This window comes from Herbaspirillum lusitanum (genome assembly GCF_026127345.1).
Classification (GTDB): domain Bacteria; phylum Pseudomonadota; class Gammaproteobacteria; order Burkholderiales; family Burkholderiaceae_D; genus Herbaspirillum; species Herbaspirillum lusitanum.
This window is the reverse complement of sequence record NZ_QXFG01000008.1, coordinates 469,422-495,386: the sequence shown is the minus strand read 5'-3', so window position 1 is coordinate 495,386 and position 25,965 is coordinate 469,422. Positions and strand designations below refer to the sequence as shown.

General features: G+C 60.0%; 26 protein-coding genes and 1 tRNA gene. 15 read left to right on the top strand and 12 right to left on the bottom strand.

Translation table 11 applies throughout. The features are described 5' to 3' along the window. Positions 1-52: 52 nt before the first annotated feature. From DXT88_RS10745 to DXT88_RS10735, 3 genes are all read left to right on the top strand, one after another. Positions 53-2,074, top strand: coding sequence for an ATP-binding cassette domain-containing protein (locus DXT88_RS10745; protein WP_265213291.1), 2,022 nt, complete (start codon positions 53-55; stop codon positions 2,072-2,074). A gap of 140 nt (positions 2,075-2,214) precedes the next feature. Continuing rightward, positions 2,215-3,030: a cystine ABC transporter substrate-binding protein gene (locus DXT88_RS10740; RefSeq protein ID WP_265213289.1), complete on the top strand. Its 816-nt coding sequence runs from the start codon at positions 2,215-2,217 to the stop codon at positions 3,028-3,030. A gap of 68 nt (positions 3,031-3,098) precedes the next feature. Then, complete coding sequence (locus DXT88_RS10735) at positions 3,099-3,758, top strand: amino acid ABC transporter permease (RefSeq protein WP_016832620.1); 660 nt, start codon at positions 3,099-3,101, stop codon at positions 3,756-3,758. A gap of 79 nt (positions 3,759-3,837) precedes the next feature. Here DXT88_RS10735 and DXT88_RS10730 read toward each other — a convergent pair whose 3' ends face one another. Beyond that, positions 3,838-4,125: a hypothetical protein gene (locus DXT88_RS10730; RefSeq protein ID WP_029363065.1), complete on the bottom strand. Its 288-nt coding sequence runs from the start codon at positions 4,123-4,125 to the stop codon at positions 3,838-3,840. A gap of 169 nt (positions 4,126-4,294) precedes the next feature. Between DXT88_RS10730 and ompR the strand changes: the two genes are divergently transcribed. The 3 genes from ompR to DXT88_RS10715 are packed head-to-tail and all read left to right on the top strand — an operon-like array spanning position 4,295 to position 7,034. Then, complete coding sequence (ompR, locus tag DXT88_RS10725; protein ID WP_029363066.1) at positions 4,295-5,050, top strand: osmolarity response regulator transcription factor OmpR; 756 nt, start codon at positions 4,295-4,297, stop codon at positions 5,048-5,050. Continuing rightward, positions 5,050-6,459 carry a sensor histidine kinase gene (locus DXT88_RS10720; RefSeq protein ID WP_407649310.1) on the top strand — a complete coding sequence of 470 codons (1,410 nt, stop codon included), beginning with the start codon at positions 5,050-5,052 and terminating at the stop codon, positions 6,457-6,459. Before ompR ends, DXT88_RS10720 begins: the two co-directional genes overlap by 1 nt. A gap of 56 nt (positions 6,460-6,515) precedes the next feature. Next, positions 6,516-7,034: a flagellar protein FlhE gene (locus tag DXT88_RS10715; RefSeq protein WP_265213285.1), complete on the top strand. Its 519-nt coding sequence runs from the start codon at positions 6,516-6,518 to the stop codon at positions 7,032-7,034. Between the two features lie 34 nt (positions 7,035-7,068). Here DXT88_RS10715 and radA read toward each other — a convergent pair whose 3' ends face one another. Both radA and alr read right to left on the bottom strand, forming a co-directional pair. Further along, positions 7,069-8,445 (bottom strand): DNA repair protein RadA, encoded by a 1,377-nt coding sequence (gene radA / locus DXT88_RS10710; RefSeq protein ID WP_016832626.1) that lies wholly within the window; start codon positions 8,443-8,445, stop codon positions 7,069-7,071. Between the two features lie 11 nt (positions 8,446-8,456). Beyond that, positions 8,457-9,545: an alanine racemase gene (gene alr, locus DXT88_RS10705; RefSeq protein WP_265213284.1), complete on the bottom strand. Its 1,089-nt coding sequence runs from the start codon at positions 9,543-9,545 to the stop codon at positions 8,457-8,459. A 252-nt stretch (positions 9,546-9,797) separates the two neighbouring features. On the opposite strand from alr, the gene lplT reads away from it, so the two are divergent. Then, entirely contained in the window at positions 9,798-11,066 is a 1,269-nt protein-coding gene (gene lplT, locus DXT88_RS10700; RefSeq protein ID WP_265213283.1) for a lysophospholipid transporter LplT, read from the top strand. Positions 11,067-11,121: 55 nt separating this feature from the next. Here the strand turns inward: lplT and DXT88_RS10695 are convergent, their stop codons facing one another. From DXT88_RS10695 to tsaB, 4 genes are read right to left on the bottom strand one after another with little or no spacing between them, the layout of a single operon-like run. Further along, positions 11,122-12,132, bottom strand: a complete 1,011-nt coding sequence (locus DXT88_RS10695) for a DUF1853 family protein (protein WP_265213282.1) — start codon at positions 12,130-12,132, stop codon at positions 11,122-11,124. Then, on the bottom strand, positions 12,113-13,048 hold the full coding sequence (locus tag DXT88_RS10690; RefSeq protein ID WP_265213281.1) for a uracil-DNA glycosylase: 936 nt from the start codon (positions 13,046-13,048) through the stop codon (positions 12,113-12,115). Before DXT88_RS10690 ends, DXT88_RS10695 begins: the two co-directional genes overlap by 20 nt. Beyond that, positions 13,045-13,536 (bottom strand): ribosomal protein S18-alanine N-acetyltransferase, encoded by a 492-nt coding sequence (gene rimI / locus DXT88_RS10685; RefSeq protein ID WP_407649309.1) that lies wholly within the window; start codon positions 13,534-13,536, stop codon positions 13,045-13,047. The genes DXT88_RS10690 and rimI overlap by 4 nt, the downstream gene beginning before the upstream one ends. Then, positions 13,533-14,243: a tRNA (adenosine(37)-N6)-threonylcarbamoyltransferase complex dimerization subunit type 1 TsaB gene (gene tsaB, locus DXT88_RS10680; RefSeq protein ID WP_265213279.1), complete on the bottom strand. Its 711-nt coding sequence runs from the start codon at positions 14,241-14,243 to the stop codon at positions 13,533-13,535. The genes rimI and tsaB overlap by 4 nt, the downstream gene beginning before the upstream one ends. A 119-nt stretch (positions 14,244-14,362) precedes the next feature. On the opposite strand from tsaB, the gene DXT88_RS10675 reads away from it, so the two are divergent. Beyond that, a complete protein-coding gene (locus DXT88_RS10675; protein WP_265213278.1) occupies positions 14,363-14,794 on the top strand; it encodes a thioredoxin family protein in 432 nt (143 codons plus the stop codon). A gap of 24 nt (positions 14,795-14,818) precedes the next feature. On the opposite strand, the gene DXT88_RS10670 is transcribed toward DXT88_RS10675, so the two are convergent. Next, positions 14,819-15,727: a LysR family transcriptional regulator gene (locus tag DXT88_RS10670; protein WP_029363072.1), complete on the bottom strand. Its 909-nt coding sequence runs from the start codon at positions 15,725-15,727 to the stop codon at positions 14,819-14,821. Positions 15,728-15,901: 174 nt separating this feature from the next. Between DXT88_RS10670 and DXT88_RS10665 the strand changes: the two genes are divergently transcribed. From DXT88_RS10665 to DXT88_RS10655, 3 genes are all read left to right on the top strand, one after another. Beyond that, positions 15,902-16,174 carry a DUF4148 domain-containing protein gene (locus tag DXT88_RS10665; RefSeq protein WP_016832636.1) on the top strand — a complete coding sequence of 91 codons (273 nt, stop codon included), beginning with the start codon at positions 15,902-15,904 and terminating at the stop codon, positions 16,172-16,174. 360 nt (positions 16,175-16,534) lie between these two features. Further along, complete coding sequence (locus tag DXT88_RS10660; RefSeq protein ID WP_016832637.1) at positions 16,535-17,788, top strand: aspartate kinase; 1,254 nt, start codon at positions 16,535-16,537, stop codon at positions 17,786-17,788. 133 nt (positions 17,789-17,921) lie between these two features. Then, positions 17,922-18,015: transfer RNA gene (locus tag DXT88_RS10655), tRNA-Ser, on the top strand. A gap of 339 nt (positions 18,016-18,354) precedes the next feature. Here DXT88_RS10655 and DXT88_RS10650 read toward each other — a convergent pair. Beyond that, positions 18,355-19,314: an alpha/beta fold hydrolase gene (locus tag DXT88_RS10650; protein WP_407649308.1), complete on the bottom strand. Its 960-nt coding sequence runs from the start codon at positions 19,312-19,314 to the stop codon at positions 18,355-18,357. 283 nt (positions 19,315-19,597) lie between these two features. Between DXT88_RS10650 and DXT88_RS10645 the strand changes: the two genes are divergently transcribed. Then, entirely contained in the window at positions 19,598-20,341 is a 744-nt protein-coding gene (locus DXT88_RS10645) for an SDR family NAD(P)-dependent oxidoreductase (RefSeq protein WP_265213277.1), read from the top strand. Between the two features lie 115 nt (positions 20,342-20,456). Here the strand turns inward: DXT88_RS10645 and DXT88_RS10640 are convergent, their stop codons facing one another. Further along, positions 20,457-21,143, bottom strand: coding sequence for a glutathione S-transferase (locus tag DXT88_RS10640; RefSeq protein ID WP_016835135.1), 687 nt, complete (start codon positions 21,141-21,143; stop codon positions 20,457-20,459). Positions 21,144-21,310: 167 nt separating this feature from the next. On the opposite strand from DXT88_RS10640, the gene DXT88_RS10635 reads away from it, so the two are divergent. Further along, a complete protein-coding gene (locus DXT88_RS10635) occupies positions 21,311-21,880 on the top strand; it encodes a TetR/AcrR family transcriptional regulator (protein ID WP_016835134.1) in 570 nt (189 codons plus the stop codon). A gap of 66 nt (positions 21,881-21,946) precedes the next feature. Here the strand turns inward: DXT88_RS10635 and DXT88_RS10630 are convergent, their stop codons facing one another. Both DXT88_RS10630 and DXT88_RS10625 read right to left on the bottom strand, forming a co-directional pair. Beyond that, entirely contained in the window at positions 21,947-22,237 is a 291-nt protein-coding gene (locus DXT88_RS10630; protein ID WP_265213274.1) for a YciI family protein, read from the bottom strand. 41 nt (positions 22,238-22,278) lie between these two features. Next, positions 22,279-22,773 (bottom strand): DoxX family protein, encoded by a 495-nt coding sequence (locus DXT88_RS10625; protein WP_016835123.1) that lies wholly within the window; start codon positions 22,771-22,773, stop codon positions 22,279-22,281. A gap of 177 nt (positions 22,774-22,950) precedes the next feature. On the opposite strand from DXT88_RS10625, the gene DXT88_RS10620 reads away from it, so the two are divergent. Both DXT88_RS10620 and DXT88_RS10615 read left to right on the top strand, forming a co-directional pair. Further along, positions 22,951-24,141, top strand: a complete 1,191-nt coding sequence (locus tag DXT88_RS10620) for a winged helix-turn-helix domain-containing protein (protein ID WP_265213272.1) — start codon at positions 22,951-22,953, stop codon at positions 24,139-24,141. Between the two features lie 460 nt (positions 24,142-24,601). Further along, positions 24,602-25,957 (top strand): MFS transporter, encoded by a 1,356-nt coding sequence (locus DXT88_RS10615; RefSeq protein WP_265213271.1) that lies wholly within the window; start codon positions 24,602-24,604, stop codon positions 25,955-25,957. Positions 25,958-25,965: the final 8 nt, after the last annotated feature.

Sequence of the window (25,965 nt, the reverse complement as noted above, 5' to 3'; positions counted from 1 at the left end):
TTTCTCCGCTTCGTTTTAACCTGATTTTTTCTTCTTTGATTGCAGTTTTCCGATGATTCGTTTTCAGCAAGTTACCCTGGCCCGCGGCGTTAAACCCTTGCTGGAGAATGTCGATGTCACCCTCAACCCGGGCGACAAGATCGGCCTCATCGGCGCCAACGGCGCCGGCAAATCCAGCCTGTTCGCCATGCTGCGCGGCGAACTGCATGCCGACCAGGGCAACATCGACTATCCGACCAAATGGCGCGTCGCCTACGTCGCCCAGGAAACCCCTGCGCTCGATCGCGCTGCAGTTGAATACGCGATCGACGGCGACGTCACCCTGCGTCGACTGGAGGCCCAACTGGCTGCCGCAGAAGCCGAACCGGAAAGCGCCGAAAACGGTATCCGCATCGGTGAACTGTACGGTGCCTTGGCCGATGCCGATGTCTACACGGTGCGTTCGCGCGCCGAGCAACTGCTGCTCGGCCTGGGCTTCACGCTGGAGCAGATGGAGCGCCCGGTCGCGAGTTTCTCCGGCGGCTGGCGCATGCGCCTGAATCTGGCGCAGGCGCTGATGTGTCCCTCCGATTTGCTGCTGCTCGATGAACCGACCAATCACCTGGATCTGGATGCCATCATCTGGCTGGAAGACTGGCTCAAGCGCTATGCCGGGACGCTGATCATCATTTCCCATGATCGCGACTTCCTCGACGGCGTGGTCAACGTGATCGTGCATATCGACGAGCGCAAGCTGAAGCGCTACTCCGGCAATTACTCCGCCTTCGAACGCCAACGCGCCGCCCAACTCGAACTGGCGGCCGGCATGATCGAGAAACAGATGCGTCAGCGCGCGCATTTGCATTCCTTCATCGATCGCTTCAAGGCGAAAGCAAGCAAGGCAAGGCAAGCCCAAAGCCGCATGAAGGCCCTGGCGAAGATGGAAGAACTGGCGCCCTTGCGCGCCGCAGCCGAGTTTTCATTTGAGTTCCGCGAACCGCTGTCGGCGCCGAATCCATTGCTGGTCATGGAAAAGGTCAACGCCGGCTATCGCAGCGAAGATCCGGAAACCTACAAAATCTCCGAAAAAGTCATCGTCGGCGGCATCGACTTTTCGCTGCAGACCGGCCAGCGCATCGGCCTGCTCGGCGTCAACGGCGCCGGTAAGTCGACGCTGATCAAAACCATCGCCAACGAACTCGACCCTATCGCCGGCACCGCCCAGTTCGGCAAGGGTCTGGTGATCGGCTACTTCGCCCAGCATCAGGTCGAAATGCTGCGCCACGACGAATCGCCGCTGTGGCATCTGGCGCGCATCGCGCCGGACGTGCGCGAACAGGAGCTGCGCAACTTCCTCGGCAGCTTCAACTTCAACGGCGTCATGGCATCGTCGAGCATCGCGCCGTTCTCGGGCGGCGAAAAGGCGCGCCTGGCGCTGGCGTTGATCGTCTGGCAACGCCCCAACCTGCTGCTGCTGGATGAACCCACCAACCATCTGGATCTGGAAACCCGCGAAGCCCTGACCATGGCGCTGGCGCAGTTCGAGGGCACGCTCGTTCTGGTGTCCCATGATCGCCATCTGCTGCGCGCCACCACCGACCAGTTCCTGATCGTCGCCGACGGCAAATTGCAGCCCTTCGACGGCGATCTCGACGATTACCGCGACTGGCTTTTCAAGACCAAGCTGGCCGCCAAAAACAGCGCAACGGAAGCAGCGCAAGCTGCCGCCGCCAAGCCGAAAGCCGAACCCAAGATCGAGCAAAAAGCGCCGAAACCGGTGGCTGCCGTGTCTGCTGTACCTGTCGGCGACCGTCGCGAACAAAAGCGTCTGGACGCCGGCGAACGCCAGCGTCTGGCCGGTCTGAAAAAGCCGATCGAATCACGCATCAAGCGCCTGGAAGAACAGATCGCCAAATGCAATGAAAAGAAAGCCGTCATCGACGCCCGCCTGGCCGCACCGGATATCTACGACGCCGCCAACAAGGAAGAACTGAAGAAGCTGATCGCCGACCAGGCCTATTGCACCAAGGAACTGGAGCAACTGGAAGAAGACTGGCTGGGGCAGCAGGAAGCGCTGGAGCAACTGGTCGCCTGATCTTGAAGAAAAGGCTGGCCGGGAGAACCTCGCCATATAAACTTCTTACGTAGATGTCTTTGGTCTAAGATTGAAAAACGATTAAGCTGCTCGCATATCGGGTTTCCACCGATCAATACAGAACATCAAAAGGAACAGACATGGCATTCACTTCATTCCGCAAATTGTCCCCCTTGCTGGCCGGCCTGCTGCTTGCCGCTTCAGTCAGCGCCACTGTCGGCGCGCATGCAGCCGACCTGCTCGATACCGTCAAGGCGCGCGGCACACTGAAGGTAGCGCTGGAAGGCAACTATCCACCGTTCAACTTCAAGGATCCGAAGACCAGCGAACTGACCGGCTTTGAAGTCGACGTCGCCAAGCTGCTGGCCGCCAGGCTGGGGCTCAAGCCTGAATTCACCACCACCGAGTGGAGCGGTATCCTTGCTGGCCTGGGCGCCGGCAAGTATGACGTCATTATCAACCAGGTCGGCATCACCGATGAACGCCAAAAGGCCTTCGATTTCTCCGATCCGTACACCCTGTCGAGCGCGCAGTTGATCGTGCGCAAGGACGAGAAGCGCGAATTCAAGAGCCTGGAAGACCTGAAGGGCAAGAAACTCGGCCTGGGTCAGGGCACCAACTTCGAACAAAAAGCCAAGTCCGTTCCGGGCATCGACGTCAAGACTTATCCTGGCTCGCCTGAATACCTGTCCGACCTGGCCAGCGGCCGTATCGATGCGGCGCTGAACGACAGCCTGCTGGTCGGCTACCTGCTGAAGTCGTCGAACCTGCCGCTCAAGGGCGGCTCGCCGATCGGCGCCGTGGACAAGATCGGCATCCCGTTCCAAAAGGGCAATCCGCAATTCAAGGCAGCGCTGAACAAGGCCTTGGCAGAGATCCTGAAAGACGGCAGCTTCAAGCAGGCGTCGATCAAATGGTTCGGCATTGACGTGAGCAAGCCGCCGACCGCACAATAAGCTTCGGATTCATTTTCAAACCGATATCCCCGCACTGTTGCGGGGATATTTTTATTTGCCGACAAAAAATGGAAATTTGGGATTTGCTGCGTCAGGCGGCGCCGGTCATGCTCAGAGGCGTCGGCTATACACTGCTGTTCGCCCTGTCCTCGATGCTGGGCGGACTGGTGCTCGGCTTCGTATTGGCGGTAGCGCGCATCGTGCCGTGGAAGTTCGTGCACTGGCCGGCTGCGGTGTACGTCAGCCTGATGCGCGGCACGCCGCTGCTGGTGCAGATTTTCGTGGTCTATTACGGACTGCCCAGCGTCGGCATCGAATTCTCGCCGCTCATGGCAGGCGTACTGACGCTAAGCCTGAATGCCGGTGCGTATTTGTCGGAGAGCCTGCGCGGCGCCATCCTCGGCGTCACCCGCGGCCAGTGGAGCGCCAGCTACAGCCTCGGCCTGACCTATCCGCAAACGCTGCGCTACGTGGTGGTGCCGCAGGCGATCCGCATTGCGGTGCCGTCCATGAGCAATACGCTGATCAGCCTGATCAAGGACACTTCGCTGGTGTCGGTCATCACCGTCACCGAACTGATGCTCTCGACCAAGGAAATCATCGCCGTGACCTTCCGGCCGCTGCCTTTGTACATTGCGGCGGCGATGGTGTACTGGTTCCTGAGTATCTGCTTTGAAGCCTTGCAGCACCGGCTGGAGAAAAAACTGGGACGCGCGCATCAAACTTGATTGCACGTCCAGAATGCTTTGCCCACGAAAAAGCCCGGACTGAACAGCCCGGGCTTTTTGTGTCATTCCTGTCGCATCATCAGCGCTTGACGCGATAGATATCCTGGCCGGCTTCGTCAATCTGGCGCCGCAATTCACGCCGTTCGTCGGGACTCAATTTTCCGCGGCGCTGGTTGGCTTCCTGCTCTTGCTGCTGTTGCGGTCGATTGCCGCCGTTGCCGAAATTATTGCCGCCCTGATGACGCAGATCGGTCGGCTGCCCCGGCCCGCCGCGCGAGCCTTCAGGAGGTCGCGCAAGCGCGCCGGCAGCGCTCAGCGCAAGCACGACTGCAGCAATACCTATCCTTTTAATTACAGCAATGTTCATAGCGGCATTTTTCCAGATTTCCAAGCCATCGACAAAGTGCTTTATCAATGTAGCCAGTGTAGGTTGCCCGGCCGGATGGTATAAGATGATTAAGGTAAGGTATGTAACAGTTTGTAATCTTTAGGCTGTTACATATTGCCGATCGCCGCGAAGACGCTACCATAACGCCATGAATACGACCAACACAAGCACGACAGCTACTCCGGCCCACCAATCTAAAATCCTGGTGGTGGATGACGATATCCGTTTGCGCGACTTGCTGCGCCGTTACCTGACCGAGCAAGGCTTCAACGTCGTCACGGCGGAAAACGCCCAGGCGATGAACAAGCTGTGGATCCGCGAGCGCTACGACCTGCTCGTGCTGGACCTGATGCTGCCCGGTGAAGACGGTCTTGCCATTTGCCGCCGCCTGCGCGGCGCCGGCGACCAGACGCCGATCATCATGCTGACCGCCAAGGGCGAAGACGTGGATCGCATCATCGGTCTCGAAATGGGCGCCGACGATTACCTGCCCAAACCATTCAATCCACGCGAACTGGTCGCGCGCATCAATGCGGTCCTGCGCCGCAAGGGTCCGGACGAATTGCCGGGCGCGCCTTCCGAATCCCCGGAGTCGTTCGAGTTCGGTGAATTCGTGCTCGATCTCGGCACCCGCACCTTGAAGAAAAAAGGCGAGACCGTGCCGCTGACCACAGGCGAATTCTCGGTGCTGAAAGTGTTCGCACGCAATGCACGCCAGCCGTTGTCGCGCGAAAAATTGATGGAAATGGCGCGCGGCCGTGAATACGAAGTCTTCGACCGCAGCCTCGACGTGCAGATCTCGCGTCTGCGCAAACTGATCGAGCCGGATCCGGCCAATCCGCTTTACATCCAGACCGTGTGGGGCCTCGGCTACGTCTTCATCCCCGAGGGCAAACCGCGCTGATGCGCCTACCCAATCCGGCCACCGGCATTCACAACATGAGCTATCAAGCGCGCCAACGATGGTTCAGCAACGGCCTGTTCTGGCGCACCTTCTTTTTGCTGACCTTCCTGATCACCGCCAGCATGGTGGCGTGGGTAGCCAGCTTCCGCATGGTCGAGCGCGGCCCGCGCGCAGAGCAACTTGCCGCCCAGATCGTGTCCGTGGTCACCATCACGCGTGCCGCCCTCACCCACTCGGCGCCGGAAATGCGGCGCGAATTGCTGTTCGATCTGGCCAGCAACGAAGGCATTCGCATTTATCCGCTTGAGAAAACCGACAAGATCACGCCGCCCGACGACTCGCCGGTGTTGCCGGAGCTGGAGTTTTACGTCAAGCAGGCGATGGGCGACGACACCAAGTTCGCTTCCGGCGTCAATGACGTCGACGGTTTCTGGATCAGCTTCAAGATCGACGAAGATGAATACTGGCTGATGCTCGACCGCGGCCGACTGGATCGCACCTCGAGCCTGCAATGGCTGGGCTGGGGCTCGATTGCGCTGGTGCTGTCGCTGATCGGCGCGGTGTTCATCTCGACCCTGATCAACCAGCCGCTGGCGCGCCTCACCGCTGCCGCGCGCGCCATCGCCAAGGGCAAGCAACCCGATCCGCTGCCGGAATCGGGCCCGACCGAAATCCGCGAAGCCAACCTCAGCTTCAACCAGATGGTGGCCGACCTGGACCGTATCGAATCCGACCGCGCCGTCATTCTGGCCGGCATTTCGCACGATCTGCGCACGCCGCTGGCGCGCATGCAGCTGGAAGTCGAAATGGCGAAGCTGTCCGACGAAGCGCGCGACGGCATGCATTCCGACCTGGCGCAAATGGACGCCATCATCGGCCAGTTCCTCGACTATGCCAAACCATTCGACAGCAGCAGTTTCACGCCGGTGGATTTGTCCGGCCTGCTGGAAGATGCCGCCAACAATTCCAAGCGCCTGAACGATGTCATGGTCAGCACGGCAATCTCGCCCGACATCGAGGTGATGGGCAACACGGTCGAGCTCGAACGCATCATCAGCAATCTCATCGAAAACGCGCGCCGCTACGGCAAGACCGCCGGCACCGACGTCGCCAACATCGACATCCTCTGCAAGATCGAAGACCGTCACGTCAAGGTGGAAATTTCCGACCACGGTCCGGGCGCGCCGGACAGCGAACTGGAACATTTGCTGCGCCCGTTCACGCGACTCGATACGGCACGCGGCCAGGCCAATGGGTCAGGACTCGGACTGGCGATCGTCAATCGCATCGTGATCCGCCACAACGGCAAGCTGGCCTTGCGCAATCGCGACGGCGGCGGTCTCGTGGTGCAGATGATGTTCCCGACGGTCCCGGTTCGCGGCGGCAATCCGCGCAAGCAGGCGATTTAATCGTGACGCTGCTGCATGTATTGCATGTATTGCGTGTGTTGCGTGGGCTGCCGATAATGACGCTCGCTCTTGCCGCCACTGTCTCCGCACAAACCCGCGTCGATCGTACGCTCAGCGTTCCGGCTACCGGCGCCCCTGCCGTTGTCTCGCCGCATGCCGCCGTCGTGGCGCCGCCACCGCAAGGCACAGCGTCTCCACCTACGGCTCCACGCGGACCGAGCGGGTCTTACGCCGCCGACGCAATGGGCGCCACGATAGTGGCCAAGAATGCGGATTACGAGACCACCTTTTCCATCGGTACGCCGGTGCCTCCAGGCGCGTCGATCAGCAATGTGTCATGGAAATACGGCTTGTCGGAAAAGCCCGTGGGATTTGAAGCAGTCTTGTGCTGGAACAACCGCCAACGCTGCTGGAACGTGACCAACAATGCCAGCGGCAGCACCGGCGCCTTCAACGGCAAGGACGCCGCGCGGCCGTTTACGCTGCACTACCGCGTCAGAGGCGGCGGCCAGTTGGGGCCGCCGGCGCGCGGCGAAATGAATCAGGTGATCGTCACCTACGATCTGCCGGGCTGATCGGGAGCCAGGCCTCAGACGGCCTCTCCAGCCATCATTCGTCGATGTCGCGGATCTTCTGCAATGCCTCGTCGATGCGCTCGACGGCGACCACTTTCAATCCTTCGATGTCCTGCTTCGGCGCATTGGCCTTCGGGATCATGGCGATGGAGAATCCCAGCTTGGCCGCTTCACGCAGACGTTCCTGACCACGCGGCGCGGGACGGATCTCGCCGGCCAGGCCGACTTCACCAAACACCACCAGCCCGCGCGGCAACGGCTTGTTGCGCATCGAGGAATTGATCGCCAGCAGCACCGCGAGGTCGGCGGCCGGTTCGGTGATCTTGACGCCGCCGACGGCGTTGATGAAGACGTCCTGATCGAAGGCGGCGATGCCCGCATGCCGATGCAAGACCGCCAGCAGCATCGCCAGACGATTTTGCTCAAGACCGACCGACAAGCGGCGTGCGTTGGGCACGTGCGAGCTGTCGACCAGCGCCTGGATTTCCACCAGCAAGGGACGTGTGCCTTCCTGCGTGACCATCACGCAGGACCCCGGCACCTGGCTGTCGTGCTGCGACAGGAACAGCGCGGACGGATTCGACACACCCTTGAGGCCCTTCTCGGTCATGGCGAACACGCCCAGTTCATTGACCGCGCCGAAGCGATTCTTGAACGCGCGCACCAGCCGGAAGCTGGAATGCGTGTCGCCTTCGAAATACAGCACCGTGTCGACGATATGCTCGAGCACGCGCGGACCGGCCAACGCGCCTTCCTTGGTGACGTGGCCGACCATGATGATGGTCGTATCCGAAGTCTTGGCAAAACGCGTCAGTTGCGCCGCGCATTCCCGTACCTGCGCCACCGAGCCGGGCGCTGAGGACAGTGCATCCGAATAGATGGTCTGGATCGAGTCGATCACGGCGACATCGGGCTTGTGTTCCGCCAGCGTCGAAAGGATTTTTTCCAGCTGGATCTCAGCCTGCAACTTGAGGTCTTTGGCATCCACCGCCAACCGTTTCGCGCGCAGAGCGATCTGCGAACCCGACTCTTCGCCGCTGACGTACAGGACCTGCTTGAGTTTGGAAATATTACCCAAGGCCTGCAGCAGCAAGGTCGATTTGCCGATGCCCGGATCGCCGCCGATCAGCACCACGCCGCCCGGCACCAATCCACCGCCGAGCACACGATCGAACTCTTCGATGCCGGTGCCGAAACGCGGCACGTCGATCGCTTCGATATCGACCAGCGACAACACCGGCGCAGTCTGCGCCAGACCCTGGGGCTGGTTGGAGTAGCGATTGACGCCGGCCGTTTCGACCAGGGTTTCCACCAGCGTATTCCACTGCCCGCAAGCCGGACATTGCCCCGCCCATTTGTTGCTGACGCCGCCGCATTCGGTGCATGTGTAATTCGTTTTGGCCTTTGCCATATCGGTTCTTCTCAGTTCTTTTCCAGCACGCTTACGCGCGGCGCCAATGCGCACATCAATTCATAACCGATCGTGCCCGCTGCAGACGCAACCTCGTCGATCGGAAGTTCTTCGCCCCACAACACCACGCGGCTGCCCACGCCGGCGCCCGGAATATGACTGAGATCGACCGTCAGCATGTCCATCGATACGCGTCCGACGGTGCCGGTGCGCACGCCGTCGACGATCACCGCCGTGTTGTTGGGCGCATGGCGCGGATAGCCGTCGGCGTAACCGCAGGCGACGATGCCGATCTTCATGGCGTTGTCGGCGACGAAACGGCTGCCGTAGCCGACCGCGTCGCCGGGAACGATGTCCTGCACGCCGATGATCTTGCTTTCCAGCGTCATCGCCGCGCGCAAGCCGAATTCTTTGGCGGTGCCGCCGCCCGGTGTGCCGCCGTACAGCATCACGCCGGCGCGCACCCATTCGTAGGCCAGGTCGGCATGCATCAGATCGGCCGCCGAATTGGCCGCGCTGTGCGCTCCTGCCAGCCCTGCGGTGGCGGCATTGAAGCGCCTCACCTGCTCGGCCAGCGGCAGGTCGGGATTGGCGGGGTCGTCGGCATTGGCGAAATGGGTGATCATGGTGATGCTGCGCACGCAGGCCAGCTTCTGCAGACGCTCGTACGCGGCGCGATAGGCCTCCGGCTTGAAGCCGAGGCGATTCATGCCGCTGTTCATCTTGAGATGGACGTCGAATTGGGCTGCCCGTGCGTCGAGCCCGGCCACTTCCAGCAAGGCGATCTGTTCGTCGCAATGCACGGCGAACTGCAGGCCGTGCCGAGCCAGCACCGGTATGTCGTCGGCGTCGAAGAAACCTTCCAGCAGCAGGATGGGCTTGCTCCACCCGAGCTCGCGCAGCTGCACCGCATAGTTGACCTCGATCAGCGCCAGGCCATCGGCGTCGGCAAAGGCGCGCACTGCGCGTCCCAGACCGTGCCCATATGCCTGCGCCTTGACCACGGCCCACACCTTGGCATCCGGCGCGCGCGATCTGGCGACCGCGAGATTGTGTTGTAATGCGGAAATGTCAATAGTGGCAACGAGTGGTCTGGGCATAGGTGCGAATTGGATATTCAACTGAAAGCCGGGAAAGCGACAAAAATGGTGAGAAAACATCGGGAACCGAGCCAAATCCCCCGCTTCGGGAACAAGCTGCTATTTTACCGGACCAACTTGTTTCGAAGAAGCGGGAAGAGGCCGCGCAAAACACGCCGGCTGCGCATTTTCACTCATCATACTTATCACTGGCATGTCATCTTTTCATGGTATAAAGCAAGCCGGAGATAATTTGTCACATCTTGGATACGGATGAATCGCGGCTTTTACACCATCATGGCGGCGCAGTTTTTTTCGTCGCTTGCCGATAACGCACTGCTTATCGCAGCTATTGCACTCCTCTCGGAGATGCACTCTCCGGCATGGATGACGCCGCTGTTGAAATTGTTCTTCGTGCTCTCGTACGTGCTGCTTGCGGCGTTCGTCGGCGCCTTCGCGGATGCGTTCCCCAAGGGCAAGGTGATGTTCATCACCAACCTGATCAAAGTGGTCGGTTGCGCGCTCATGTTTTTCACCGTACATCCCTTGATCGCCTATGCCGTGGTCGGCTTCGGCGCGGCGGCGTATTCCCCGGCCAAATACGGCATCCTGACCGAATTGCTGCCGCCCGAAAAGCTCGTGGCGGCCAACGGCTGGATCGAAGGACTGACGGTCGGCTCCATCATCTTCGGCACGGTCCTTGGCGGTGCGCTGGTCAATCCGCATATTGCCTCAGCCCTGCTGAACTTCGATTTCCCCGTGTTCGACTTTGGCATCAACACCCCTACCGAAGCTGCACTCTGCATCATCACCGTCATCTATGTCGCCGCGGCCATCTTCAACCTCAACATCCCCGACACCGGCGCCCGTTACGCCCACCAGCAGCGCAATCCCGTCAAACTGATCGCCGACTTCGGCAACTGCTTTTCCACCTTGTGGAAAGACAAGCTCGGCCAGATTTCGCTGGCCGTCACGACGCTGTTCTGGGGAGCCGGCGCCACGCTGCAATTCATCGTGCTGAAATGGGCCGAAAAGTCCTTGCATATGCCGCTCGACAAAGCCGCCATCCTCCAAGGCGTGGTTGCACTCGGCGTCGCACTGGGGGCAGTCGGCGCAGCGCGTTTCGTGCCGCTCAAGAAATCGCTGTCGGTCATGCCGCTGGGCATTGTCATGGGCCTGGTCGTGATGGCCATGACCATGGTGACCTCCGTCTGGGTTGCTTACCCGCTGCTGATCATCATCGGCGCATTGTCCGGTTACTTCGTCGTGCCGATGAACGCGCTGCTGCAACACCGGGGTCACGTGCTGATGAGCGCCGGCCATTCGATCGCCGTGCAGAACTTCAATGAAAACCTCTCGGTGCTGACCATGCTGGTGCTGTACGCCGTCATGGTGCGCCTCAACCTCGACGTCAACATCGTCATCCTGATCTTCGGCGTCTTCGTCGCCAGCATCATGTACCTGATCATGCGCCGTCACGCGGCCAATCAGCGCGAGCATGATTCACTGGCGCTGATCGGCGAACACAAGCACGACGAATAAAAAAAGCGTACGGCAAACCCGTACGCTTTTTCATTGTGCAACGCTATCCAGTCCGCTAAATCCGCACCACGGCATGTTGCACGCGTTGCGCCGCCTTGCTGCGCCAGTCGTCCGGCACCAGGAAACCGCGCCGGCGCTCCAATGCCACATCACCTTCCATGTCGCACACGGCGATCATGACCGGCGCCAGCGTCTCCTTGAACAGCAATTGCACCGCTTCACGCAACTGCGCGCCGGACAAGGTCTTGCCTGCCAAGGCCCGCGCCGGCGCCAGCCACTCCAGGCGCGGCAACACCAGATAACGATCGCCGTCGCTCACGTCCAGCGCCGACAGCTCGCACCAGAATCCGCGGCAATGTTGCGCTGAAATACCCAACGCCGCCGGCAGAGATGCCGCCTCAGTCGTCTCCCCATAGAACAACCAGCCCTTGACCAGGGCCAGTGCGCGCGTGACCGGTTGCGGAAGGTATTGCGCTGCCGCCGGATGGGCTGACAGCATCAATTGCTGCTGCATGATCTTGTCCATCTTGGCGCCGAGAGAATCAGCCAGGTTCGGCCCGACGAACGCGTCGGCCTGCATCTGGTCGTGATGCGATTCGAGCAGGTAAAACTTGGTCGCGAACTCCCAATGCACCGCGCCGGATCGAGCGTCATCACTCGCCTCGTCATGCACCAGAAAATCGAATTCGCCGATGGTGTCGTTGGGACCGTTGCGCACCTGAACGTTGTGCGCAATCAACCGGCCGGTCTGCTGCAGGTAAAACGTCAGCAGCTTTTCGGCATAGCGCCCGAGGCGCGCCGACGGTTGTGCGTTGATCAGCAGATAGAGCTCGCGCGGATTCTTGTCCAGCGCCTGCAGCCAGGTGATGTCCATTTCGCTGAGTGCTCCGAGTGCAGCGATGCGCCCGTTCCAGCGCGATGCCTGGGCGTCGAGCAGGCCGGGAGCATCCAGCAGCCACGCCAGCGCACGCACGTGCGGGTCACGCAGCGACGACCAGCGCCGATGGAATTGCTGCTGAAAGGACGAGGTTGGTACAGTCGGCAGATCAGTCAGTGGTGTCGGCATAGGTTGTCATCGCAAGGCAGAGATCGGCCCAGGCCTTGCTCTTGTCGCCAAGCTGCCGCAACAGGTAAGCCGGGTGGTAGGTCACAACCAGCGGCAGGCCCTGATAGCGATGGACGGTGCCGCGCAGTTTGGAAACAGGAGTGGCCGGATCCAGGCCGAGCAGCGACAGCGCGGCGGTCTTGCCGAGCGCCACCAGCACGGTCGGCTGGATCAGCGCGATCTGACGTTGCAGGTAAGGCAGGCAAGACGCCACTTCTTGCGCCGACGGCGGACGATCCTTGCCGGCTTCGTCGGTGGGACGGCATTTGACGATGTTGGCAATATAGGCGTTCTCGCCGCGCTTGAGGCCCATGGCGACCAGCATGTTGTCGAGCAGCTTGCCGGCCGGGCCGACGAACGGTTCGCCCTGCATGTCCTCGTTGCGCCCCGGGCCTTCGCCGATGAACAGCCACTTGGCTTTTTCATCGCCGACGCCGAAGACGGTCTTCTTGCGGCCGTTGCACAAGCCGCACTGGCGGCACTCTGCAACGGTTTCCTTGAGTTTGGCCCAATCCATGGTGGCGATGGCCGAATTGATCCTGATGACGGGTTCGTCGTCTTCATCGTCGTAGGGCATGAAGCCGGGCGGCGCCATGTCGGCGTCACTCATTTCATTCAGCCATGGCGGCAGGCCATCGTCTTGTGCGGGAGCGGGAGCGGGAGCGGGAGCGGGAGCGGGAGCGGGAGCCGGCGCTGGCGCTGGTCGTGCCGCCGGTTGCGCAGCTCTCTGCGGAGCCGGTGCGGGCGCTGCAGCCACCGGCGTTGCGGCGGCTTCGGCCTCGGCTGTTTCAACGGCAAGATGGCGTCGGACCCAGACCGGGCCGACGCCGATTTCTTCCAGGACCCTGGCCGAAGCGGCAAATGTATTTTGACTCATAGCGGTAGGCTCATCACGATCGCGTCTTCGCGCGTATGTTGATTGGCGGGATAGTAATTCTTGCGACGTCCGATTTCCACGAAACCGTAACGCCGGTACACATGCAGCGCACGCAAGTTCGACACGCGCACTTCCAGCAGCATGACAGCCATCCGGTGCTTGCGCGCCAGGTCGACGGCATGTTCCAGCAACAAATGGCCGAAACCTTCTCCCTGCGCATCCGCGGCGACGCTGATATTGAGCAAGTGCGCTTCATCCACCGCTTCCATCACCAGGAAATAACCGAGCAGGCGCCCCGAACGGTCGCGCATGGTCAGTGTCTGGTAACCGCTGTACAGCGAATCGAGGAAATTGCCGCGCGTCCACGGATGCGGATAAACGCTGTCCTCGAGTTGCACCACCTCGTCGATATCGTCGACCTTCATGGCGGCGAACGTCAGCGCGCCGAACTTGCTCTCCAGCGTATGCAGCAAGGCGTCGTTGCTCACGCCGCGCCTTTGGCGAGATCGCGCACCTGACGCTCGGCCGTGGTCAGCGCGACCTTGTTGCGCAGGTACAGCGGTTGCGCTTCCTCCAGCGAGACGGTCTTGCCTTGGGCGACCATGCGTCGGCCCAGCGTTGCCACCTGCGCCGCGTGCGGCATCAGTTGCGCCAACGCCGCGGCTGCAAACGGCTGCGATGCAAAATCCTGCGCATACGCGGCCAGGCCGTTGCCGCAGGCCTGCACATGCCCTTGCGACATAACAGCAGCAGCCGACGACAGACTCGGCGCGATCACACTTTCCCAGCCATCCGCGCCATGGCGATACTGCGCCCAGTAGACCTCGCCCATGCGCGCGTCAAGCACCGCCAGCACGTCGTTGGCGGCGCCTTGGGTCGCTTCCAGGCAAGCTTGCGCCATGGCTTCCAGCGTTACCACCGGCGCCACCGGCAAGTCGCAGCCGAACGCCAGTCCCTGCACCACGCCGCATGCCGTACGCACGCCGGTGAACGAACCCGGTCCGACGCCGAAGGCAATGGCGTCGCAGCGCGACAGCGCGATGCCGGCTTGCACCAGCAGTTGCTGGACCATCGGCAAAATGGTTTCGGAATGGGTCTGTACGCCCAGCGATTCGCGGAAGATCAGTTCGTCGCCGTGCAGCAAGGCCGCTGAGGCGAGTTCGGTGGAAGTTTCGATGGCAAGAATGATGGACATCCCGCTATTTTACCGCGCCGCGCACTCCCCGGCCCTGTCGGAAAACGACTATTCGGGGACGCCGGAGTTGCAGGTCGCTTGCGCCGGCTTTGCGCTACCGGAGTAGAATAGGCCGCCTTATGTCCTATCAGATCTTCTCCGCCAGCAACCGCGATGAACTCGCTGCCGCCCTCGCCGGCGACAAATGGGTCGTGGCCTGCCTGTGCGCCGGCTGGTGCGGCAGTTGCCGCGACTATGCAGTCAATTTTGCAGCCTGGGCAGAGCGCCGCCCCGAACATCATTTCGTCTGGATCGACATCGAAGACCAGGCCGACCTGGTGGGCGACCTCGACGTTGACAATTTCCCGACGCTGCTGATGCAGCGCGGCTCCACCGTGGCCTTCTTCGGCCCCATGGAACCCGACACGCGCCAGGCCGAAAGGCTGTTGCAAGCGCTGTCCGAAACCAGTCCGCAGGAACTCGAACGGGAAGCCGGCAGTACCGCGCAGCGCCGGACCTGGCAGGAATGCGATCTCAAAAAACGACTCGGCAGCCTGTCCGACGCCGCGTAAGCCGGCCTTCTCATCTCTTCGCGATCATAGCCACGGATCGGTTTCCGGATGCGGGAAACGATCAGAGATGAAATCCACAAAACTGCGCACCTTGGCCGACAGCAGACGCCGGCTCGGATACGCCATCATCACGGACACCTGCCCCATATCAAAATCGGCCAGCACGCGTTGCAGCTTGCCGCAGCGCAGATCGTCGCCAAGGCTGAATGAGGGGCGCATCGTAATGCCCATGCCGGCCAGCGCGAAATCGCGCAACAGCAAGGCGCTGTTGGACACCACCTGGCTGGTGATCGGGATGTCGCGAATGCCTGCTTCGGTCTTCACATGCCAATAATGGCGCAAATGTTCGTGCGAAAAATTGAGGCAGGCGTGCCGGCTCAGTTCGTCCGGTGTCTGCGGCGCGCCATGCTTTTCCAGATAGGACGGCGAAGCGCACAGCACCACTTCGGCCACGCCGATCTTGCGCACCACCATGCTGGCGTCGAATTTTTGCAGGCTGCTGAAAAACCCGATATCCATTCCCTCTTCCACCAGATCCATGGTGCGTTCCGACACCGACACATCAAGCACCACATCCGGATAGGCGACGGAATATTCCGCCAGCAACTTGCCGAGCTGGCCCTGGCCGAAGCCGACGTGCGAATACAGGGACAAGGTGCCGCCCGGCTTCTTGGTGGCCATGGCAACGATGGCTTCGGCTTCTTCGATCTCAGGCAGGATGTGCCGGACCCGCTCCAGGAAAGCCTGGCCGGACTCCGTCAGCGACAAGCGGCGCGTGGAGCGATTCAGCAAGCGCGTACCCAGATGGTTCTCCAGATCGACGATGTAGCGCGTCACCACGGCGTTCGACAGCGACATGATTTCCGCTGCACGCACGAAACTGCCCTGCTCCACCACCTTCGCAAACACCTTCATTGAGTGCAAACGATCCATTTTCAAGCCCTTGATTGTTTCCGTAAACGAAATAGTGCATTGCCATTAGACCTATTTTTCTCGCATGAGGCAATGACTACACTGTGCTTCATCGATGGCGAAGCAAGCAGCCACAAGCCAACCGCCCGTGCATCGACAAGTACTTTCACTGACTATCCTTTTGGGAGAATTACCATGAACACCAAGCAAATCACTGCCGCTATCGTCCTGTTTGCCGCTGCCGGCGCCGCCATGGCTGAATCGCCATTTCCACCGGAAACCAAGTTCGTGTCGACCAAGACCCGCGCCGAAGTCGTTGCCGAGCTGCAACAAGCACAAGCACAAGGCCTGATCACCAACGGCAACAATTACCCTATCGTGATTCAAGCGCGCAGCCCGCTGTCCCGCAGTGAAGTCGTCAGCCAATCGAAGTCGGCCGTCGACAGCAGCGTCTATACCGGTGCTTAAGTTTTACTAAGCGCATTGTCCGAGCGCTTACGCATTACAAGCAACAAGCATCATTGCGGCCCTGCCCGCAACCACCGTCTACCTTGGTCGGCCTGCCGTTCGGCAGCACCATGGTGGATGGCGTGTCACCTCCTCCTGCACATTTCCCTTCTGCATCGAATCATGCAAAACCAGCCAGAAATGGACTGAAAAACGCATGAAAAACCCGCTTTTTACCCGTTTTTTCTTGTGATTTTGGCCTGCTCCCTGTAAAGTCGAGGGTTTGTTTCCTCCGGCCTTTTACGCAGTTTCTTCGCAATCCGGCAACAAATAGCAGCACCCAAGAGCAGCACTCAGTCACGCAATTCAGACCTACTTCCTATGGCTTTATACGTTCACAAATACGGCGGCACTTCGATGGGCTCGACAGAGCGCATCAAGAATGTCGCCAAGCGCGTTGCCAAGTGGCACGACGCCGGCCACCAGATCGTTGTCGTTCCTTCCGCAATGTCTGGTGAAACCAACCGTTTGCTGGGTCTGGCCAAGGAAATCATGGCCCAACCCGACTCCCGCGAACTGGACATGCTGGCATCGACCGGCGAACAAGTTTCCGTCGCCTTGCTGGCCATGGCGCTGAAGGCGATCGGCAAAGAAGCCGTCTCCTACGCCGGCTGGCAAGTACCGATCAAGACCGATTCGGCCTTCACCAAGGCGCGCATTCGTTCGATCGACGATGCCAAGGTGCGCAAGGACCTGAACGCCGGCCGCATCGTGATCATTACCGGCTTCCAGGGCGTTGACGCCGACGGCAACATCACCACGCTGGGACGCGGCGGTTCCGATACGTCCGCCGTGGCCGTGGCTGCCGCGATCAAGGCCGCCGAATGCCTGATCTACACCGACGTGGACGGCGTCTACACGACCGACCCGCGCGTGGTCAGCGAAGCACGCCGCCTGAACACCGTGACGTTTGAAGAAATGCTCGAAATGGCGTCGCTGGGCTCCAAGGTCCTGCAGATCCGCTCGGTGGAATTCGCCGGCAACTACAAGATGCCGACGCGCGTACTGTCGTCGCTGACCGACCCACTAATGTCGCTGGAAGAAGAAACCAAGTCCGGCACACTGATTTCGTTTGAGGAAGACACCAAGATGGAACAAGCAACCATTACCGGCATCGCATTCAGCCGCGATGAAGCCAAGATTACCGTGCTCGGCGTGCCAGATCGCCCAGGCATTGCCTATCAGATCCTCGGCCCGATTGCCGACGCCAACATCGAAGTGGACATGATCATCCAGAATCAGTCCGTCGAAGGCAAGACCGACTTCACCTTCACCGTGCCGCGCGCCGAATACGCCAAGGCCATCGAAGTCCTGAACGCCAGCGTCAAGGCCCACATCGGCGCCGCCAGCATCGTCGGCGACACCAAGGTGTCGAAGGTCTCCGTGGTCGGCGTCGGCATGCGCAGCCATGTCGGCATCGCTTCGCAGATGTTCCGCACGCTGTCGGAAGAAGGCGTCAACATCCAGATGATTTCCACGTCCGAAATCAAGATCTCGGTCCTGATCGACGAAAAATACATGGAATTGGCCGTGCGCGCATTGCACAAGGCCTTCGACCTGGAAAACGGCAAGTAATCCGACGCGTCAGTGAAGCTCGCCGAATGGAAAATAATCCATTCAAAACAGCAGAGTTTCATTGACCAAATCCGCATGAAAAGATATTATGCGGGCTTCTTTGCTGAGGCAGCGCAACATCTGTCTACAGCGTGGAGACGTGGCCGAGTGGTCGAAGGCACTTCCCTGCTAAGGAAGCATATGGGCTTAAACCTGTATCGAGGGTTCGAATCCCTCCGTCTCCGCCAGAATTGAGTAGTACAACGTTCAAAGACGTTCAAAAAGCCGCGCAAAACATAGTGTTTGCGCGGCTTTTTTTTTTGTTGGTGTTTTTTCGGTGTTCATTACATCCGAAACACTTGTTGGTAGATTTGTTGGTACATCTATCAGACAAAACAACCGATACCTGTTGATTTCACGCATGCACCGTCGGACGTTAAAGCAACTCCAACAGGACGGTGATCAACACCGGCGTAAAGGCCGTCGCGCGGCGCTTCTGCGCGACCTCTGCATGAATATTCAAGCGGCTCTCCTTCCTCCGGATCGCCCGAACAGCTCACGCCTGAAATATTTTCTCCCCGGCTTTCCTAACTGTTTTGCAGGAATCTCCTGACGATGCCGGCGATCTCATCCGGCGCATCCTCAAAGCAATAATGCCCTGCTTCAGGCAGGCGATGCACGTCCGCAACGGGGAACAGCGAAGTGAATAGCGGCAGGAAAATCGGCGGGTGCAGCGTCTTGTCGGCATCGCCCCAGATTGCCAGCGCCGGCTTGCTCCGGATCGTCGCGATCGCCGCTGCGTCAGGTACTTCGAACTGATGGGCGCCGGTCGCGAAACCCTTTGCCCAACCTATGGCCCCCAGGCAATCGCCTGGCGTCGCGAAGTGCGCACCATAGGCGGAAATCCACGTGTCGCTGATCACACCGTGGTTTTCGAAGCCGTTGATTTTCATGGTGCTGAGGATATTGAAGCCAAGCTGCCCCAATACCTGCTCCAGGCTACCGTCTTCATTGGCCTTCACGATCCATTGGAACCAGGGAGCGATGGCGGCATTCTCCATCAGCCGTTCCATGCCGTCGGGATGCCCGAACGGCGTCGGCCCGTTGGTTGAAATGATGCGCTTGATGCGCCCGGGATGCCGCGCGGCCAGGCCCATGCCGACGGGACCGCCGAAATCATGCATGACCAGGGTAATTTCTTTCAGGTCCAGCTGAAGAACCAACTTCTCAAGATTGTCGATGTGATCCTGCAGCCAATAGCTGCGGTCTTGCGGCGTCTCGCTCTTGCCGAAGCCCATGTGATCGGGAACGACAACCCGGTAATCGCTACGAAGGGCCGTAATCAATGAGCGGAACAAATAGCCCCAGGTCGGCTCGCCGTGAAGACACAACACGACTTCCCGCGAGCGGTCTCCTTCGTCCACGTAATGCATCTGAAACCCATTGACCTCCTGAAAGTGCGGAGCGAATGGAAAAGTTTTATCAAAATCTGCGTATGCCGAAATCAAGATTTTCTCCTGAAAATTGAAGACGAGGATCAAGAACAATAATGAAAAAAGAAGGCCGATGCCATCGCCGCCTGCTCAACCGGGCGCCAATGAACTTCCGCCAATCTAGTTTCAAATAGAAACTAGTTAGCTTTATACGCTTAAGGATTTCATAATGCAAGTTACAATTTCTCGCCATCGACAAAGGAAACTGTTGCGTTGCCGCTGCGCCATTGATCCCGTACGATGCAGTGATTCACTCAGGCCTTGCTCTCTTCCGTTGAGAAGAAATCGATCACCGGACTTGCTGCAATTTTTACCTTCCATGCAAATTTGACACCCTATGAATTCAGAACTTCGCGTCGCATTGGTCACGGGATCCACGTCGGGAATCGGCCTGGCGCTTGCACACGGTTTCGCGGAGGCAGGCTACACCGTCGTCGTCCACTCCAGATCGTCTGTTGAGACAGGTGAAAAACTGGCGGCCGCTTTGCCTGCGGCGCTCTACATCCAGGCCGATCTCGCCGTTGAAGCAGACCGTGCCCGTCTGATTGCACAAATCCTTGCGCATTACGGACGATTGGATGTCCTCGTCAACAACGCCGGAATCAGTCGCGTGATTCCTCACGGCGATCTGTCGGCGGCGTCGCCCGATATCTGGCATGAACTCTATGAAGTCAATGTGGTTGCGCCATTTCGTCTCATCGCGCTGGCGCAAGAGGCGCTGAAAAATTCTGCGAAGTCCGGTACGCCAGGATGCGTCATCAACATCAGCTCACACGCCGGTGTTCGCCCCAAGGGCGCCTCGATCCCTTATGCGGCGACCAAGGCGGCGCTGAATCACATGACAAAATTGCTCGCCCTATCCCTGGCTCCCGACATCAGGGTCAATGCCATCGCGCCCGGCCTGGTCGACACGCCGCTGACCGCCGACTGGGCGGATGCGCACACGCTTTGGCAGACCCGCTCTCCCATGCGCCGCGCCGCCAAGCCGGCGGATATCGCGCAACTGGCGACCATGCTGGCAGCCAATCAATACGTGACCGGGGAAATCTTGACGGCGGATGGCGGCTTGAATCTGACCTAGATTCTCGCTGTGGATCTGTCGAAGAAAAGATCAGCCGCTGACGCAAAGATGCCGCCCTTCTTGCGAAAGGCGGCGTTCTGGGATTGCCGGAAATGACTGAACGGCGGTCGCCGACTTAAAAACCCAGACGACGCAAATCTTCTTCGACAAAGGCTTGCCCGCTGCGATTTTTCACCGCCGGCAACTCCGCCACTTTCACACGCCATGACTGCAATGCGCTCAACTCGGCAGCGATCGGAATCCCCGCTGCGTCCGCAAACGCCAGGCCGGCAAACACCGTGATATCGGCCATTGAGAATTGCTCGCCCGCGACGTAGCTGTTATTGCGCAAGATGCCGTCGAAATACACCATGCCCTGCAGCGCCTTGGCACGTTCGCGTTCACCCCACTCCTTGCGATGCGCCCATTCCGGGCTCTTGTACTTTTGCAGATCGTCGCCCAAGCCAGGCGTCGCATGGTGGAAATAAATGCCGACCGCGTCAATCAAACCACTTTCGGCGCGACGTTGCATCATGTGGATGATCGCCTTTTCCTTCGGTGTGCGGCCTGTCAGCACGGGATTGCCGTCGAGGTTGTCGAGGTACTCGGTGATCGCTGTGCTTTCCGAGATCAGCGTGCCGTCGTCGAGCTCCAGCAGCGGCAGCACGCCTGAGGGATTCTTCGAGAGGAACGCCGCCTGCTTGTGCTCGGCGCCGATCAGGTCGACCGATTCGAACGTCACTTGTGAATCGAGATTCTTCTGCGCCAGCACGATGCGGATGCGGGCTGGATTGGGGAAACCGGGGCGGTCATAAATCTTCATTGTTACTTTCCTTTGACTGTTTGTCGTTGTATCAATCTGCGCTCCAGTTGCTGAACGAGATAATTCGGATATTGCCGATCAATTAATCTATCTATCGGTAGATAGACAATAAGATAGTATAATCGCGCTGTCAATAACTATCTACCGATAGAGAGGTTTGTTTCATCATGAGCGCAATCGATACTCGCGAAAAAATCATGGCCGCCGCCCGCAAGACCGTGCAGGCGCACGGCTATAACGCGCTGAGTTTTCGCGACCTGGCGGCGGAAGTCGGGATCAAGAGCGCCAGCGTGCACTATCACTTCCCGACCAAGGGCGATCTCGGTGCAGCGCTCGCCCGCCGCTATACCGAAGACGGTATCGCCTATCTGGGCAATCTGATGGAAGTCCACAAGGATGCGCGCACCCGCATAAAGAAATATGCGGAGATCTTCCGGGCAGCGCTGGCCGATGATAATCGCATGTGCCTGTGCGGCATCATGTCGGCGGAGCACAACGACTTGCCGCCGGAAGTACGCGCCGAGGTCAATCGTTTCAACGACGTCAACGTCGACTGGCTGACCGAAGTACTCATGCAAGGCACGGCGGAGACCAAACCGAAGAAAGCCCTGCGGCGCCAGGCGATGAGCATTTTCGCCGCGATCGGCGGCGCGCAACTGATGGCGCGCGGGCATGGCGACATCGCCGTCTACGATGAAATCGTCGACAGCTATCGCAACGCGGGCTTCATTCCCTGAACTTCACTCGCAGGGCAAGGGTGCGAAAAAAATGACCCGGTGAGGACCTGATCCGATGCATTCGCCTTACTGCAGCTTCGACAATTCCGGATGCACCGCCAGCAGCAACCACGGCTTGATTTCAGACCGTACGAACACGCCGGCCAGAGCATATGGATCTTGGTCGCGCAGGGATTCGGCCTCTTCTTTTGATGCGACTTCATACACCAGCAGACCTCCGCTGCCGTCCGGGAACGGCCCGCCGAACGCCAGCTTGCCGGCGTCGAGCAGGCTCTTGACGTAGTGCTTGTGGGCCGGTGCATGTTCGTCCAGCAATTGCCGGTTGTCGGTGTAGGCGAGGTAGTTGACGAATTTCATGGCATCTCTTTCTTGGCAAGCAAGGGGTTGGCTTTCATGTTTTATATTTCATATCTTATGCGGCTGTCGAGCGACCAGGCGCCGCCGCCGCGCAGCATCATGTACAACGCCGCCAGTCCCAGCAGTACCGGATACTCAATGCCGCGATCGATCCACGGCCAGGTCGGCCCCATCGCATAACTGATGGCGATCATTTCAACAAACATCAACAAGGCCAGCGGCCGCGTCAGCAGGCCCAGCGCCAGCATGGCTGCGCCCACCGTCTCCAGCAGCATCACCAGGAAAGCCAGTTGCGGCGCGAACGGCAACCCCATGACTTCGCCTATCAGACGTATCGAACCGGCCATCGGATCGGCCATTGAGCCATGCGACACGCCCAGCGCTTTGGGCAGGCCGTGCGTGAAAATAATGGCGCCGTAGCCGAAGCGCAGCAGCGCATAAGTGAGCCCCTCGCCGCGCGCATACCAGCGCATCAGCGCGGGAAAGATGAAGCGGCCGGCACCCGGCGCGATTGTGATCGGGGGAGTTTTTTGCACGAAGCACCTGTATCCGGTTGATGAGAGCAAGACGCCATCATCGCGGCGACGGTGTCGGAGATAAATGGCCTGCGGACGAATTGACTATTCGGCACGCGCCAATAGTGCCGGCGTCGCACGCGCAGATGGCAAACTGTCTACAATCATCCTCAATCTCCGACGACTGTACCCAGGTTCATGAGCACGACTTCAATTCCCCTTTCTGCGGCGCAGGCGCGCGCCATCTGGCTGCGCGCCCAGCGCCTCGACACGACCGCGCCGTTCGGCGACGGCGCGACTGCGGTGCAGTTGGCCGCGGAGCATCTCGGCTATGTTCAGATCGACACCATCAACGTGATCGAGCGCAGCCACCACCACATCCTGTATACGCGTATCCCTGGATACAAACTGAGCGACCTGGAGCGGGCGCAGTCGGTGGACAAGTCAGTGTTCGAATACTGGACGCATGCGCTGGCCTATGTGCCGACTGTCGAGTTCCGTCATTTCCTGCCGGAGATGGAACGGCGCCGCCTCAATCCGCACGCCTCTTTTGCCGGCGTCGACGAAGCCGACTACGCCGCGCTGCTCAAGCGCATCCGCAAGGAAGGCGGCCTCTCGATCCGCGACATTGACGACGACGTGCTGGAAGAAAAGACCCATCCCTGGGGCAGCCGCAAACCATCGAAACGCGCACTGCGCTGGGGCTTCTTCATCGGCGACCTGGTGATCAGCAAGCGCACCGGCATGCTCAAGACCTACGACCTCGCCGCTCGTCATTTCGACTGGCCGCGACGTCCCGCCCCAGTGAAGGAAAAACAGTTCGCGCAATACCTGCTGCGCCGCGCGCTCAAGGCGCAGGGCATGGTCAGCCTCGATTCGATTTGTTACGGCAGCGTGCAGGCCAAGCCGCTGGTGAAGGAACTGATCGCCGCTGCAATCAAGCGCAAGCAATTGGTCGCGGTGCACATTGAAGGCGCGCCGAAGCAGCCGCACTGGATCGCCCCGGCGCTGCTCGACGCCTTGTCCGACGGCGGCATCAACCCGGCATCGAGCGAACGCGTGCATATCCTCTCGCCCTTCGATCCGCTGGTGATCCAGCGCAAGCGGCTGGCGTTGTTCTTCGATTACGAACACCGCTTCGAAGCCTATGTGCCGGCGGACAAGCGTGTGCTCGGCTACTTTGCTTTACCGGTGCTGATGGGCGACCGCATCGTCGCCGCGCTCGATCTCAAGATGGATCGCAAGAACGGCAAGCTGCTGGTGCAGCAATGGACGTGGATGGAGAAGAAATCGACGGCGCTCAAGAGCGCGATCGAACAGGAACTGCATCGCTTCGAGCAATTCCAGAAGCAGTCGATGCGCATCGTGCTACCGGCTGATGGAAATTAAACTCCCGTGAATGACCTGAGGCCATGGTGAGAGCCAGGCCACCGGCGGCGGCAGACCAACGCTGCCGGAGGATTGCCTGATCCTCCAAAGCACCGGATTTTATTGCACAAAAGCAAGTCCACGCCCGATTGCGGATGCGGCCCAAAACGCCCGATGCACCGCACCATTTGCGAGCAGCCTGCACCGCGACACATCACAACATGACATATATCGTTGCATGCCATGCTGCGGCGAGCCACGCTCCGGCACGTCCGAATCGCCCCCAAAGCCCTTTCCCATCAAGAATTCCGGTGCTCTGGCACAGCCTTTGCATATGTCCGTGCATGGATCAACGACGATCCAGCAGCTTTCACTATTTTTAATGCCGATCTAAAGACGGATCTGCAGGACAACGGCGTCCGCTTAGCTTGGCATTCATGCCTTGCCGAGCGGGCGCCTTTTTGTTTTTAACGGGATAAAAATGGCCGCAACTCCTGACAGCAGAGACCTCCATAGCAACAGCTCCAGCAAGGCGAGCAAGATCCGGCTCTTTTCCATCGATACGCCGCAGATGCGCGCCTTCCACCTGACCTGGATGGCCTTTTTCGTCTGCTTCTTCGCCTGGTTCGCCTGCGCGCCGCTGATGCCGGTGATCAAGGGCCAGCTCGGCCTGACCGTGGAACAGATCGCCAACATCAACATCGCCGCCGTCGCCGTGACCATCCTGGTGCGCCTGATCATCGGCCCGCTGTGCGACCGTTACGGCCCCCGCAAGGCATACACCGGCCTGCTGCTGATCGGTGCATTGCCGGTGATCGGCGTCGGCTTCGCCCAGACTTATGAAACATTCTTGTTCTTCCGCCTGTGCATCGGCGCGGTCGGCGCAAGTTTCGTGATCACGCAATATCACACCTCGGTGATGTTCGCGCCCAATGTAGTCGGCACCGCCAACGCGGCAACCGCCGGCTGGGGCAATGCCGGCGGCGGCGTGGCGCAGGGCCTGATGCCGCTGCTGCTGGCCGCGATGCTGATGCTGGGCGTGGGCGACAACCTCGGCTGGCGCGTCGCGCTGCTGGTGCCGGGCCTGATGATGCTGGCGATGGCGGCGCTCTACTGGCACTTCACGCAGGATTGCCCGCAAGGCAACTTCGACGAACTGCGCGCCGCCGGCATCGCCATCGAAAGCGGTAAAAAAGGCGGCTGGGCCAGCTTCCGCGCCGCCAGCGCCAACTACCGCGTGTGGATGCTGTTCATCACCTACGGCGCCTGCTTCGGCGTGGAAATTTTCATCCACAACATCGCCGCCATCTATTACGTCGATCACTTCGGCCTGTCGTTGAAGAGCGCCGGCATCGCCGCCGCCAGCTTCGGTTTGCTGGCGCTGTTTGCCCGCGCGCTGGGCGGCATCATCTCCGACAAGGTGGCACTGCGGGGCGGCCTCAATCGCCGCGCCACCCTGCTGTTCATCATGATGCTGGGTGAAGGCCTCGGACTGCTGTGGTTTGCCCATGCCGGCAGCGTCACGCTGGCGGTCATCGCGATGCTGTGCTTCGGCCTGTTCACCCACATGGCGTGCGGCGCGACCTATGCGCTGGTGCCGTTCATCGATCGCAAGGCGCTGGGCGGCGTGGCCGGCATCATCGGCGCGGGCGGCAACGTCGGCGCGGTGCTGGCCGGCTTCCTGATGAAGGGCCTGGGCGACACCCAACAGACACTGAGCATGCTCGGCGTGCTCGTGACGGTCTCGGCGCTGTGCGCGGTCGCCGTACGCTTCACCACCAGCGACAAGAACGACGAGCCGACACCGGCCGTTGCAGCCAATAACATCCCCGCCTGAGGAGAACC

What these genes read in the sequence shown, in the direction of transcription:
- ompR (WP_029363066.1), top strand. Translation starts at nt 4,295, where the DNA reads ATGAATACGACCAACACAAGCACGACAGCTACTCCGGCCCACCAATCT.
- DXT88_RS10665 (WP_016832636.1), top strand. Translation starts at nt 15,902, where the DNA reads ATGAACACCAAGCAAATCACTGCCGCTATCGTCCTGTTTGCCGCTGCC.
- radA (WP_016832626.1), bottom strand. Translation starts at nt 8,445, where the DNA reads ATGGCAAAGGCCAAAACGAATTACACATGCACCGAATGCGGCGGCGTC.
- DXT88_RS10620 (WP_265213272.1), top strand. Translation starts at nt 22,951, where the DNA reads ATGAGCACGACTTCAATTCCCCTTTCTGCGGCGCAGGCGCGCGCCATC.
- DXT88_RS10695 (WP_265213282.1), bottom strand. Translation starts at nt 12,132, where the DNA reads ATGCCGACACCACTGACTGATCTGCCGACTGTACCAACCTCGTCCTTT.
- lplT (WP_265213283.1), top strand. Translation starts at nt 9,798, where the DNA reads ATGAATCGCGGCTTTTACACCATCATGGCGGCGCAGTTTTTTTCGTCG.
- DXT88_RS10735 (WP_016832620.1), top strand. Translation starts at nt 3,099, where the DNA reads ATGGAAATTTGGGATTTGCTGCGTCAGGCGGCGCCGGTCATGCTCAGA.
- DXT88_RS10740 (WP_265213289.1), top strand. Translation starts at nt 2,215, where the DNA reads ATGGCATTCACTTCATTCCGCAAATTGTCCCCCTTGCTGGCCGGCCTG.
- DXT88_RS10720 (WP_407649310.1), top strand. Translation starts at nt 5,050, where the DNA reads ATGCGCCTACCCAATCCGGCCACCGGCATTCACAACATGAGCTATCAA.
- DXT88_RS10615 (WP_265213271.1), top strand. Translation starts at nt 24,602, where the DNA reads ATGGCCGCAACTCCTGACAGCAGAGACCTCCATAGCAACAGCTCCAGC.
- DXT88_RS10630 (WP_265213274.1), bottom strand. Translation starts at nt 22,237, where the DNA reads ATGAAATTCGTCAACTACCTCGCCTACACCGACAACCGGCAATTGCTG.
- DXT88_RS10730 (WP_029363065.1), bottom strand. Translation starts at nt 4,125, where the DNA reads ATGAACATTGCTGTAATTAAAAGGATAGGTATTGCTGCAGTCGTGCTT.
- DXT88_RS10670 (WP_029363072.1), bottom strand. Translation starts at nt 15,727, where the DNA reads ATGGATCGTTTGCACTCAATGAAGGTGTTTGCGAAGGTGGTGGAGCAG.
- DXT88_RS10640 (WP_016835135.1), bottom strand. Translation starts at nt 21,143, where the DNA reads ATGAAGATTTATGACCGCCCCGGTTTCCCCAATCCAGCCCGCATCCGC.
- alr (WP_265213284.1), bottom strand. Translation starts at nt 9,545, where the DNA reads ATGCCCAGACCACTCGTTGCCACTATTGACATTTCCGCATTACAACAC.
- DXT88_RS10690 (WP_265213281.1), bottom strand. Translation starts at nt 13,048, where the DNA reads ATGAGTCAAAATACATTTGCCGCTTCGGCCAGGGTCCTGGAAGAAATC.
- DXT88_RS10715 (WP_265213285.1), top strand. Translation starts at nt 6,516, where the DNA reads ATGACGCTCGCTCTTGCCGCCACTGTCTCCGCACAAACCCGCGTCGAT.
- DXT88_RS10635 (WP_016835134.1), top strand. Translation starts at nt 21,311, where the DNA reads ATGAGCGCAATCGATACTCGCGAAAAAATCATGGCCGCCGCCCGCAAG.
- DXT88_RS10660 (WP_016832637.1), top strand. Translation starts at nt 16,535, where the DNA reads ATGGCTTTATACGTTCACAAATACGGCGGCACTTCGATGGGCTCGACA.
- tsaB (WP_265213279.1), bottom strand. Translation starts at nt 14,243, where the DNA reads ATGTCCATCATTCTTGCCATCGAAACTTCCACCGAACTCGCCTCAGCG.
- DXT88_RS10745 (WP_265213291.1), top strand. Translation starts at nt 53, where the DNA reads ATGATTCGTTTTCAGCAAGTTACCCTGGCCCGCGGCGTTAAACCCTTG.
- DXT88_RS10675 (WP_265213278.1), top strand. Translation starts at nt 14,363, where the DNA reads ATGTCCTATCAGATCTTCTCCGCCAGCAACCGCGATGAACTCGCTGCC.
- DXT88_RS10645 (WP_265213277.1), top strand. Translation starts at nt 19,598, where the DNA reads ATGAATTCAGAACTTCGCGTCGCATTGGTCACGGGATCCACGTCGGGA.